The organism is [Clostridium] colinum (assembly GCF_940677205.1).
In the GTDB taxonomy this organism is placed as follows: domain Bacteria; phylum Bacillota; class Clostridia; order Lachnospirales; family CAG-274; genus Tyzzerella; species Tyzzerella colina.
The window spans coordinates 1,814,287-1,826,017 of record NZ_OW712331.1 but is presented as its reverse complement, the minus strand read 5'-3'; the positions used below and the strand labels follow the sequence as shown (position 1 = coordinate 1,826,017).

Annotated in this window: 10 protein-coding genes; 7 read left to right on the top strand and 3 right to left on the bottom strand. The window is 26.0% G+C overall.

Annotated elements, in window-relative coordinates; genetic code table 11:
• The first annotated feature begins 1 nt into the window (after position 1).
• The 5 genes from ftsY (at position 2) to NBW53_RS08845 (ending at position 5,315) form a co-directional block, all read left to right on the top strand.
• Positions 2 to 1,552: a signal recognition particle-docking protein FtsY gene (ftsY, locus tag NBW53_RS08865; RefSeq protein ID WP_250277906.1), complete on the top strand. Its 1,551-nt coding sequence runs from the start codon at positions 2 to 4 to the stop codon at positions 1,550 to 1,552.
• A 98-nt stretch (positions 1,553 to 1,650) separates the two neighbouring features.
• The gene (locus NBW53_RS08860) at positions 1,651 to 2,952 is read left to right on the top strand and encodes a M18 family aminopeptidase (protein WP_250277905.1); all 1,302 of its coding nucleotides are present in this window, start codon (positions 1,651 to 1,653) and stop codon (positions 2,950 to 2,952) included.
• A gap of 63 nt (positions 2,953 to 3,015) precedes the next feature.
• The gene (locus NBW53_RS08855) at positions 3,016 to 3,792 is read left to right on the top strand and encodes a L,D-transpeptidase (protein WP_250277904.1); all 777 of its coding nucleotides are present in this window, start codon (positions 3,016 to 3,018) and stop codon (positions 3,790 to 3,792) included.
• Positions 3,793 to 3,850: 58 nt separating this feature from the next.
• Positions 3,851 to 4,555, top strand: coding sequence for a hypothetical protein (locus tag NBW53_RS08850; protein ID WP_250277903.1), 705 nt, complete (start codon positions 3,851 to 3,853; stop codon positions 4,553 to 4,555).
• A 373-nt stretch (positions 4,556 to 4,928) separates the two neighbouring features.
• On the top strand, positions 4,929 to 5,315 hold the full coding sequence (locus NBW53_RS08845) for a helix-turn-helix domain-containing protein (RefSeq protein WP_250277902.1): 387 nt from the start codon (positions 4,929 to 4,931) through the stop codon (positions 5,313 to 5,315).
• A 334-nt stretch (positions 5,316 to 5,649) separates the two neighbouring features.
• Here NBW53_RS08845 and NBW53_RS08840 read toward each other — a convergent pair whose 3' ends face one another.
• The 3 genes from NBW53_RS08840 to NBW53_RS08830 all read right to left on the bottom strand — a co-directional run bounded on the left by NBW53_RS08840 (position 5,650) and on the right by NBW53_RS08830 (position 8,811).
• Positions 5,650 to 5,961 carry a rhodanese-like domain-containing protein gene (locus tag NBW53_RS08840; protein ID WP_250277901.1) on the bottom strand — a complete coding sequence of 104 codons (312 nt, stop codon included), beginning with the start codon at positions 5,959 to 5,961 and terminating at the stop codon, positions 5,650 to 5,652.
• Positions 5,962 to 6,056: 95 nt separating this feature from the next.
• The gene (locus NBW53_RS08835) at positions 6,057 to 6,812 is read right to left on the bottom strand and encodes an exodeoxyribonuclease III (RefSeq protein WP_250277900.1); all 756 of its coding nucleotides are present in this window, start codon (positions 6,810 to 6,812) and stop codon (positions 6,057 to 6,059) included.
• 82 nt (positions 6,813 to 6,894) lie between these two features.
• Positions 6,895 to 8,811: an NAD(+) synthase gene (locus NBW53_RS08830; protein WP_250277899.1), complete on the bottom strand. Its 1,917-nt coding sequence runs from the start codon at positions 8,809 to 8,811 to the stop codon at positions 6,895 to 6,897.
• Between the two features lie 242 nt (positions 8,812 to 9,053).
• On the opposite strand from NBW53_RS08830, the gene spoVT reads away from it, so the two are divergent.
• Both spoVT and NBW53_RS08820 read left to right on the top strand, forming a co-directional pair.
• Positions 9,054 to 9,593 carry a stage V sporulation protein T gene (gene spoVT / locus NBW53_RS08825; RefSeq protein ID WP_284345814.1) on the top strand — a complete coding sequence of 180 codons (540 nt, stop codon included), beginning with the start codon at positions 9,054 to 9,056 and terminating at the stop codon, positions 9,591 to 9,593.
• 384 nt (positions 9,594 to 9,977) lie between these two features.
• Positions 9,978 to 11,540, top strand: coding sequence for an AbgT family transporter (locus NBW53_RS08820; protein WP_250277898.1), 1,563 nt, complete (start codon positions 9,978 to 9,980; stop codon positions 11,538 to 11,540).
• The last annotated feature ends 191 nt before the right edge of the window (positions 11,541 to 11,731 follow it).

Sequence of the window (11,731 nt, the reverse complement as noted above, 5' to 3'; positions counted from 1 at the left end):
TATGGCATTTTTTAAATGGTTTAAAAAAAATAAAAAAGAAGAAAGTGTTCAACAAGAAGACATACAAGAAACAATACAAGATGAAACAACAGGTGAGCAAGGAGATAATTTAACAGAAGAAACTATAAAAGATAAAATAGAAGATATAAAAGAAGATGCAAGAGAAATAAAAGAGGAAGTTACAGAAAAAATATATAATATAACAGAAGAAATAAGAGAAAAAGCAACAGAGATAAAAGATAAAACAAAAGATAAAATAGAGGACATAAAAGAAGATTCAAGAGAAATAAAAGAGGAAGTTACAGAAAAAATATATAATATAACAGAAGAAATAAGAGAAAAAGCAACAGAGATAAAAGATAAAACAAAAGATAAAATAGAGAACATAAAAGAAGAGTCAAAAGAAATAAAAGAAGAAGTTACAGAAAAAATAGATAATATAACAGAAGAAATAAGAGAAAAAGCAACAGAGATAAAAGAAAAAGCAAAAGATAAAATAGAGGACATAAAAGAAGAGTCAAAAGAAATAAAAGAGGAAGTTGCAGAAAAGGTAGAAGAAATAACAGAAGAAATAAAAAAAAAAGACGATACATTAGACACTTTAGAAGAAACAAAAGAAGAAGAGGCAGAGGAAGAGCCTAAGAAAAAAGTATTTTTTACTAAAATAAAAATGGGTCTATCCAAAACAAGAGATAGTATATTAAATGGTGTGGAGCAAGTTTTAAGTAGCTTTACTAAGATAGATGAAGAACTTTTTGAAGAGTTAGAAGAATCCTTAATTATGTCGGATATTGGAGTAGAAACTTCTATTTATATAATAGGCAAAGTTAAAGAAATAGTAAAATCTGAAAGGATTAAAGAGGTTGCAGAGGTAAAAAATGTAATAATTCGTGTTATATCTGATATTTTAGAAGAAGAAACAGATGAGTTTGAATTAAAATCTCCTAGTGTAATTCTTGTTATTGGTGTAAATGGTGTAGGCAAAACTACAACAATAGGTAAACTTGCAAGTAATTATAAAAAACAGGGAAAAAAATTAATATTAGCAGCAGGTGATACATTTAGAGCAGCGGCTATAGACCAGTTACAAGTATGGGGAGAAAGAAGTGGTATAGACGTAATAAAACATCAAGAAGGCTCAGATCCAGCGGCAGTAGTTTTTGATGCTATACAAGCAGGAAAAGCCAGAAAAGCAGATATTTTAATATGTGATACAGCAGGTAGGTTACATAACAAAAAGAACCTTATGGAAGAGCTTAAAAAAATAGCTAAAGTTGTAAACAGAGAAAATCCAGAGGCTCAAATAGAAACCTTACTTGTTTTAGATGCAACAACAGGTCAAAATGCTTTACAACAGGCAAAATTATTTAGAAAAGTCGCTAATATTACTGGAATTGTACTTACAAAATTAGACGGAACGGCTAAAGGTGGCGTTGTTATAGCTATAAAAAATGAGTTAAAAATACCAGTACGTTTTATCGGTGTAGGTGAAGGTATAGACGATTTAAGACCTTTTGATGCAAAAGAATTTTCAAGAGCATTATTTGAATAAATTTGTATATTTTTAGAGATAGGTATCTAGTATTTATCTCTAAAAATATATATTAAATATATAAAAATAAAAAATATAGTTTATAGAGGTGATTTTTAATGAAAAAGCAATATGCAAAAAATATGATTGACTTTTTACAAAATAGCCCTTGCTCATTTTTAGCAGTGAAAAATTGTGAAAATAAATTAAAAGAAAAAGGGTTTGTATGTTTAAATAACAAGGAAAAATGGGAAGTTGAAGAAGGTGGCAAATATTATATAACAAGAAATGATTCTACCTTAATATCATTTATAGTAGGTAAAGAGGCTAACAAAACAGGATTTAGAATGATAGGCTCACACACAGATTCACCTAGCTTTGTTATAAAACCAAACTGTGAAATAAAAGTAAATGATAGATATTTAAAATTTAATACTGAAGGATATGGAGGTATGATTTTAAGCACATGGCTTGATAGACCTTTATCTATGGCGGGACGTGTAATATTAAAAGGTGAAAATATTTTTAAACCTACAACTAAAATGATAGATTTTAAAAAGCCTATTGCTATTATTCCTAATTTAGCTATACATTTAAACAGAGATATAAATGAAGGGCATAAGTATTCTAAACAAAGAGAAATGTTGCCTATAGTATCTTTAACTGGTGAAGACTTTAACGAAAAAGGATATATTTATAAACTTATAGCTAATGAGATAAATGTGAAAGAAGAAGATATTTTAGATTATGAGTTATTTTTATATGAAGCAGAAAAAGGTAGTATAATAGGCATAAAGGATGAATTTATTTCTTGTTCTCGATTAGATGATTTGATGATGGTATATAATTCTTTGGAAGCATTTTTAAAATATGAAGAAAGTAAGAACTATAATGGTATAAAAGTATTATATCTTGCAGATAACGAAGAAGTGGGGAGCCACACTGGACAAGGAGCAGATGGTGCTCTTCTTAGAGATACATTAAAAAGATTATGTTTAAGCTTATTTGATGATGAAGAAGCTTTTTATAGTATGGCAGAAAAGTCTGTTTTTATATCGGCAGATTTAGCACACGGCTTACACCCTAATTATATAGACAAACACGATTTAACAAATAAACCTATTTTAAATGATGGAGTTTGTCTTAAATATTCGGCAAATCAAAAATATAGCACTACTGGTGTTTGTGCTGGAATATTTGATGGGCTTTGCAAAGAGGCTAACATATCTTATCAAAAATTTGTTAACCATTCAGATGTTGTGGGAGGTAGTACGATAGGTGCTATGTTAGCTAGCCAGTTTAATATAACAGTAATAGACTTTGGTGTTTGTATACTTGGTATGCACTCTATAAGGGAATTAGCATCTGTAAAAGACACTTATGATTGTTATAAACTTTTTACTAAATTTTATGAGTTATAAAAAGTTATTAAATTATATAATTTTAATATACATATAATAAATAAAAAATAAAAGGAGAAATATATGACAAAAAGCTTTTATAAAATATTATTTATTATATGTATTATTATAGCAATATGTAGTTTTTGGTATTATAAAAAGCATATTGTATTAGCACAAGATATATATAATATAAAACAAAAAATAGTTGCCTCTCCTGTTATAGCAACTATAAATGATGATTGTAATGTATATTTAGACAAAGAATTTAAAAAAATATTAACAACAATAGAAAAAGGAACAAATGTAGAAATATTAGAAGATAAGTCTAGAGAAATATATTATATAAAAAATGAAAAATTAAATATAAAAGGTTGGGTAACAAGAAAAGACTTATATATACCAAAAACACCAATAGCAAATAAAGAGTATTTAAAAGACATAGAGCTAGAGGCCTATGTTAATAGCATAGGCTTAGATAGCGAAACAGATTATCTTGTTTTTACAGATATATATAGGCAACTTACATATGTATTTAAAGGAAAATGTGAAGATTGGAAGCTTATAAAAACTATACCTTGTGGAACAGGTGTAAATGAATCTCCTACAACACGTGGTATTTTTAAAATAGTAGATAAAGGAGAATGGTTTTATAGCGAAAGATTAGGCAGTGGGGCTATGTATTGGCTTAAATTTAATGGGTCTTATCTTTACCATTCTGTGGCTATGGATAAAAATAAAAATATTATTGACAATACAATCGGTGAAAGGTGCTCTAGTGGTTGTGTTCGTATGAGTATAGAGGATATAGAATGGTTTTATAATAAAATACCAAATAAAACTACTGTATATATAAATTAGTGTCAAATAAAAATATTAAGAATATAATATATATAAGATAGTTTTTAGGAGGTATTATATGCCTTTATTTTTTAACAATAGATTTAATAATTTTCAAAATAGAAACAATAGCTTTTTTTTCAACAATAATAACCTAATGCGTAATAATATACCAAATAATAGGTTTATGCAAAATAACTCACATATGATAAATAATCAATATATCCAAAATAATCAGCAAAATAACTATCAAAACAATATTCCATCGGATATAACATTAAAACCTTTAACAGAAGAAGAGCTTGAAAAAATAAATGAAGAGATAAAAGAAAATATTGAAAAAAACAAAAAAAATATAGTAAATATAGAGCAACCACAAAATAAAAATATAGTAAGTACCTATATAGAAGAGTTTATACAAGATGAATCTAATGCCAATATATTTTACGAGCAATTGTCTAATAAATGTAATAATAGTTTGTATAGAGATAGATTAAGAAATATAAGTAATGAATGCAAATTAGAATATAATAATTTAAAAGATTATTATGAAGAGATAAATGAAAATAAATTTGAACCAAAATCTATATCTATAAATGTTAATATGCCTTTGAAAGTAGGAATACTTTTAGCTATAGAAGAAGAAATAAAATGTTACGATAAATTATGTAAAATAATAGATGATTTGCCACCACAAGATACTAGAATATTTTATAAAATGGCTTTAAAGAAGTTAAGCAGAATAAATAATTTACAATATATGTCAATTAATGAAGTATATTAAAATGAAAAAGTTAATTTTTTCATACAAGGGTTAAATTTCCTACAAATCTAGCTTTTAAATAATCTGATGTAAAGCACTGTATTGGGATTAGAATTTTTATACCTTGCATAAAAATTAAAAAATTTAATCTAAAATATTCTGTCTTAAGATTTAACCTAGCTTATATATTTATGTAAGCTAGGTTAAGATTAATATTTAATTTATTTTTTTATTATAGTTTATTTTTATAAGTTTAGTATATTATTTAATATAATGTATTTTGATATTTTTTGTTGAAATAGAATATTATTTATGATAAAATGGTAATATGTTACACATTTTAGTTTTTAATTTTATAAAAATATATAAAAAAACAAGTTTGGAGTGATTTTAAATGGACTATAATAAAATAATAGGTTCCAACATTAGATTTGAACGTCAAAAAAGAGAACTCACTATTGATGAACTTTCAGAAGTTTTAGAAATAGCGCCAGGTTTTTTAGGATTAATAGAAAGAGGCCAAAGAGGCACTAGTATAAAAAATCTTTGTAAAATTGCGGAATTTTTTAGTATTTCTTTAGATACATTAATTACTTGCCCATTAAATGGTGAAAGAGTATGTAAAGAAGAAAGCGGAATAGAAAAGAAAATGTCTGTAATATCTACATATCTTAGTAGCATGGACGAAAAAGAGCTTGATTTCTTCATAGCTACTATGAAAGGGTTTAAAAAATACGTTACTTCTAAATTAGATTTTAAAGAAGATAAAATTGACGAATAATATATAAAATCAATTTTTTGAATTTTAGGAATACCTTAATTGTAATAATAAAAATACACCTTAATTTTGATAGGTGTATTTTTTATATATTAAAAAATATTATACTAAATAAAAATTTAACTTTATTTTATATTTTAAATACTTTTTTGTTTAAAAAAATTAATAATAACAAGTAGTTTTATTGATTATATAAAAAGATAGATGTTTAGGGGCTTTTGTCTTTGTATGATAAAGTTATTTTTATATTAATTTAAAACTAGAAAAGATAAATATTCATATTTTGTAAAGGGTGTAGACAAAGTCTACACCCTAAAATATAATTATTAGAGAAATTTTATAATATAGTTTCAAATGGCCAATCAATAATACCGCCAAATTCTAATATATTAGAATATCCTTTTTCTGCCATTATTTTAGAAGCTTGTTTGCTTCTTACACCACTTCTACAATAAACAAGGATAGTTTCATTTTTATCTTTAAAAGTTTCTTCTACTTTTTCTTCTATTTCATCTAAAGGTAAAAGAATAGCATTTTCTATATGACCTTCATCAAATTCTTCTTTAGTTCTAACATCTAATATTTTACAATTACCTTTATCCATTATTTTTTTTGCTTCAACTTGATTTATAACTTTAAAATTATTCATATATACCTCCATTATTAATAACCTAATATATTATATATTTTAAAAATCAAATAAATTTAAATAAAAATATTTGTTTTAAGATTATTATATTATAATTATAAATTAATGTCTATGCTTACAGGACAATGGTCTGAACCTAAAATGTTAGTGTGGATATTAGCATCTATTAAGTTTTCTTTTATATCATTAGATATTAAATAATAATCTATACGCCAACCAGCATTTTTTTCTCTTGCTTTAAAACGATAGCTCCACCAGCTGTAACAACCTTCTTTATCTGGATATTTACATCTAAAGGTATCTAAAAAACCACTATCCAAAAGATTTTGAAATTTTTCTCTTTCTTCATCAGAAAAGCCAGGATTTTTTCTATTAGTTTTAGGATTTTTTAAATCTATTTCTTTATGTGCTACGTTTAAATCACCACAATAAATAACAGGTTTATCATTTTTTAACTTATTAAGATAATTTCTAATATCATCTTCCCATTTCATACGATAGTCAAGCCTTTTTAGCTCATCTTGTGAATTTGGAACATAAGCTGTAACATAATAAAAATTTTCAAATTTTAAAGTTATAAGCCTACCTTCATTGTTATGCTCGTCTATATCTAACCCATAAGTTACTTTTAAAGGTTGTTTTTTAGAAAAAACGGCAACACCAGAATACCCCTTTTTTTCGGCATAATTCCAATATTTATAATATCCATCTAAGTTTATATCTATTTGTCCTTCTTGTAATTTTGTTTCCTGTATAGAAAAAATATCTGCGTTTATATCGTTAAAAAAGTCTAAAAAGCCTTTTGTCATACAGGCTCTAAGACCATTAACATTCCAAGATACCATTTTCATATTTTTATCCTCCGTTGTTAAGTTTGTTGTAAATATATTGTGTAATATAATGTTTAATATGTTGATTTAATTTATATAAATATTATTCTAAATTTTTAATTCTATCTAAAAATGTATCAAAGCTAACATCACTAGGCATTCTAAAATCTCCTCGAGGAGATAATGATACAGAACCTACCTTTGTACCATCTGGTAGACAAGAACGCTTGAATTGTTGAGTGAAAAATCTAATATAAAATTTTTCTAACCATTTTAAAATAGTTTTATTATCATAAGTTCCATTAAAAGCCTTTTTGGCAAGATAGTATATTTTTTCTGGTGTATAATTATATCTTAACATATTATATAAGAAAAAGTCGTGTAGCTCATAAGGTCCTACTATATCTTCTGTTATTTGAGCTATGTTACCATCTTTGTTAGGTGGTAAAAGCTCTGGAGATACAGGTGTGTTTAATATATCCATTAATATATCATTTAAACTATCATTAGAATTTTTAGCAAAATATTCTATTAAATATCGTATTAATGTTTTTGGTATTGATGAATTTACACCATACATACTCATATGGTCACCGTTATATGTTGCAAATCCAAGAGCAAGTTCTGATAAATCTCCAGTTCCTATAACTATCCCATTATATTTGTTGGCTATATCCATAAGTATTTGAGTACGTTCTCTTGCTTGACTATTTTCATAAGTTACATCGTGTATATTAGGGTTATGGTTTATATCTTCAAAATGTTTTAAAACAGAATCTTTAATATTTATTTCTAAAAGAGTAGTTCCTATTATTTCACAAAGCTTTTTAGCATTATTATACGTTCTATCTGTTGTACCAAAGCAAGGCATTGTAACTGTTATAATTCCTTTTTTATCATAGTTTAAAAGCTCAAAAGTATGATTTATAACAATTAATGCGTGGGTAGAATCTAACCCTCCAGATATACCAACAACAACATTTTTAATACCTATATGTTGTATACGTTTTTTTAGACCATAAGCTTGTATATCTATTATTTCTTTACATCTTAATGCTCTTTTATTTTCATCTTTTGGAACAAAAGGCATAGGGTCTATATATCTTTTTATATCAAATGATATATTTTCCATATTATACTTTTTAATAGGATATAATTCAGAAATTTTAGAATTAAAAGTAGTATTTTTTCTTCTTTCATTATTTATATATTCAAGGTCTATATCGGCATATATAATTTCATTTTTAAAAGGTGTACTTTCACTTAAAAGCCTACCATTTTCAAAAATTAAATTGTGTCCAGAAAATACTAAATCTGTTGTGGATTCACCTTCACCAGCGCTAGAATATATATATACACATATACATCTAGCAGATTGATTTTTTACAAGTTCTTTTCTATATATAGATTTACCAGCTATTTCGTTACTAGCAGATAGATTTAATATAATATTAGCACCATTAAGAACATAGTTGGAGCTAGGAGGGATAACAGACCATAAATCTTCACATATTTCTATTGCAAAAGTAAAATTTTTAACATTTTCAACTTGAAAAATAATATTTCCAAAGCTAATATCGTAGTCACAAATATCTTTATCTGTAAAAGTACAGTTATTTTCTAATTTATTAAAATGACGTTTTTCATAAAATTCATTATAGTTTGGCATATAAGTTTTTGGTACAATACCTAAAATTTTACCTTTATAAAAGCATATAGCACAATTATATAATTTTCCTAAAAATTCTATTGGCATACCAACAACACAAGTTATATTAAAATTTTTTGTTTCTTCTAAAATTTGTTTTAAGGCTTTTTTACTATCTTGTATTAAACTATCTTGTAAAAATAAGTCTGAACAGGTATAACCAGTTATACAAAGCTCAGGAAAAACAATAAGACTAACATTATTTTTATGAGCTTTTTTTATATATTCAATTATATTTTTTGCATTATAAAAACAGTTTGATACTTTTATATTAGGTGTAGCAGAGGCTACTCTAACAAATCCATATTGCATAATTTTATCTCCTTAACATTTAATTAGCTTTATTATACCACAAATAAAAATTTTTAAAATATATTTATAAATAATAAATATGTTAAAAGTAAAAATTGAAAAAATAGGATAAATTGTATAAAAAATAAAAAAACATTGCATAAAAAATCCTCTACTGAACAATAATAGTATTATAAAAAATAAAACAAAAAATAAAATTTATAATCTTATTTTAATAAGCTTTAATTAAGGAGGAATTTTTTTTGAAAGCAACAGGGATTGTAAGACGTATAGATGATTTGGGGAGAGTTGTTATACCTAAGGAAATAAGAAGAACACTAAGAATAAGAGAAGGAGACCCTTTAGAGATATTTACAGATAGAGAAGGTGAAATTATATTAAAAAAATATTCACCAATAGGGGAGCTTGGAAGCTTTGCAAAAGAATATGCAGAAAGCTTAGCCCAAACAGCAGGTCATATAGCTTGTATAGTAGATAAAGACCACGTAATAGCTGTTAGTGGTGGTAGCAAAAAAGAGCTTTTAGAAAAACATATAAGTAGCGGTTTAGAAGATGTAATAAACAAAAGAACAACACATATAGCTAATAGAGATGAAAAAAACTTTGTTTCTATAACTGAAGATGACAATATTTCATATAACCACCAATTAATAACTCCTATCATATCTGAAGGAGATGTTATAGGAGCAGTTGTTTTGTTGTCTGGAGACAAAAAAATGGGAGAAGTTGAAGGAAAGTTGGCACAGACAGCAGCAGGTTTTTTGGGAAAGCAAATGGAATAAGATAATTAATATTTAGCATTATAAAAGAATTTTAACTTTTATAATGCTAAATATATTTTACATAATAGATGTTGTATACAAAGTCTATAACCTTTCAAAAATTTAGTATTGTGTGAAAAAAAGTTGATTTCTTCACAAAGACTTAAAGCCCTGTGTTGTAATTATAATTTTTATAAAAAGTATAAAAATAAAAAGATTATTCCTAAAATATTTTGGTTTTAGTCTGATATATTTTACATAAATTAAAACTTAGAATAAACATTTATATAGCATATAAAAATTTTAAATATAAAAAGACATTTTTTTATTGTATTTTCAAGTAAAATTTAGTATAATTATAAAATATGAATTAATATTATACAATATTTTTGGAAGGAGAAAGCTATGGGTAAAAAAGAAAATATCAAAAAGAAAAATTCTTTTTTTGATAAATTTTTAAATAGCATTGAAGTAGCAGGGAATAAATTACCACATCCGATAACTTTATTTACAATTTTATCATTATTAATAGTTATATTATCGGCCATATTTGAAGCTTTAGGTATATCAGCTACTGGCGAGATAATGAACCAAAAAACAATGGAACTAGAAGAACAAACAATAACAACCGTAAGTTTGTTAAGCGGTGAAGGTATAGCTTATATGATAAAAAATGCTATATCAAACTTTACAGGATTTGCACCACTTGGTGTAGTTTTAGTTACTATGCTTGGTGTTGGTTGTGCAGAAGGTAGCGGATATATTACAGCAAGTATGAAAAAATTAGTATCTAAAACACCTGTGAAATTAATAACACCAGTTGTTGTTTTTTTAGGTGTTATGTCTAACGTAGCATCAGACGTAGGATATGTTGTTTTAGTACCTATTGGAGCTATCGTTTTTATGGCTTATAAAAGACATCCTTTAGCAGGTCTTGCAGCAGCTTTTGCAGGTGTATCTGGTGGATTTAGTGCAAACCTTTTAATCGGTACTGTAGATACACTTCTTAGTGGTATAAGCACAGAAGCAGCTCAAATATTAGACCCGTCATATACGGTAGGAGCAACAGCAAACTGGTTTTTTATGTTTGTATCAACAGCATTAATAGTTATAGTAGGTACATTTGTTACAGATAAAATCGTAGAGCCTAGATTAGGTAAGTTTGACACAACAGATGAAACTGTATCTGAAGCTACAGAGCTTACACCACAAGAAAATAAAGCATTAAAATATGCAAACTTTACGTTAATAGCATATATTTTATTAATAGTTTTATGGGCAATACCTAAAAACTCTTTACTTAGAAATCCTGAAACAGGTAGCCTTATATCAAAATCATTATTAATAGACGGTATTATTGTATTTATTACATTAGGATTTTTTATTCCTTCTATTGTCTATGGTAGAGTATCTGGAACATATAAAAGTGAAAAAGATATTGGTGACCAATTAGGAAAAAATATGGCTTCTATGGGCTCATATATAGCATTAACATTTGTTGCAGCACAGTTTGTAAATTATTTCAACTATACAAACCTTGGTAGTATTTTAGCTTTAAAAGGGGCAGACTTTTTAGGTAATATAGGCTTAACAGGAGCACCTCTTATGGTATTATTTATAATATTAACTGCATTTATAAATTTATTTATGGGGTCGGCTTCTGCTAAATGGACTATACTTGCACCAGTATTTATACCTATGTTTATGCAGTTAGGTTATTCACCAGAGCTTACACAAGTTGCATATCGTATAGGAGATTCTACAACTAATATTATTAGCCCACTTATGAATTATTTTGCTATGATAGTTGTTTTTGCAAAAAAATATGATAAAAGATCTGGTATAGGTACATTAATATCTACTATGTTACCATACAGTATAATGTTTTTAATAGGTTGGACTATATTATTAGTTATATGGATTGTTTTAGATTTACCTTTAGGACCAGGTGTATCTATGTTTTATTAAAAAATTATAATATTTTAAATCAAAATAAAATGCTAAAGATAAAGTCTTTAGCATTTTATTTTTTTGAGATACTGTATATTTCTTTATACAAGGGATAAAGTAAGTTTTTTGTTCAATAGGTTAAAGCATCCTTAAATCTTTTACGTATAATTGATAAAGTAATTTATACAATTTAAGTATCATTTAATTTT

Coding starts and splice junctions, on each gene's coding strand:
- NBW53_RS08845 (WP_250277902.1), top strand. CDS start 4,929: ATGGACTATAATAAAATAATAGGTTCCAACATTAGATTTGAACGTCAA.
- NBW53_RS08850 (WP_250277903.1), top strand. CDS start 3,851: ATGCCTTTATTTTTTAACAATAGATTTAATAATTTTCAAAATAGAAAC.
- NBW53_RS08820 (WP_250277898.1), top strand. CDS start 9,978: ATGGGTAAAAAAGAAAATATCAAAAAGAAAAATTCTTTTTTTGATAAA.
- ftsY (WP_250277906.1), top strand. CDS start 2: ATGGCATTTTTTAAATGGTTTAAAAAAAATAAAAAAGAAGAAAGTGTT.
- NBW53_RS08835 (WP_250277900.1), bottom strand. CDS start 6,812: ATGAAAATGGTATCTTGGAATGTTAATGGTCTTAGAGCCTGTATGACA.
- NBW53_RS08860 (WP_250277905.1), top strand. CDS start 1,651: ATGAAAAAGCAATATGCAAAAAATATGATTGACTTTTTACAAAATAGC.
- NBW53_RS08840 (WP_250277901.1), bottom strand. CDS start 5,961: ATGAATAATTTTAAAGTTATAAATCAAGTTGAAGCAAAAAAAATAATG.
- NBW53_RS08855 (WP_250277904.1), top strand. CDS start 3,016: ATGACAAAAAGCTTTTATAAAATATTATTTATTATATGTATTATTATA.
- NBW53_RS08830 (WP_250277899.1), bottom strand. CDS start 8,811: ATGCAATATGGATTTGTTAGAGTAGCCTCTGCTACACCTAATATAAAA.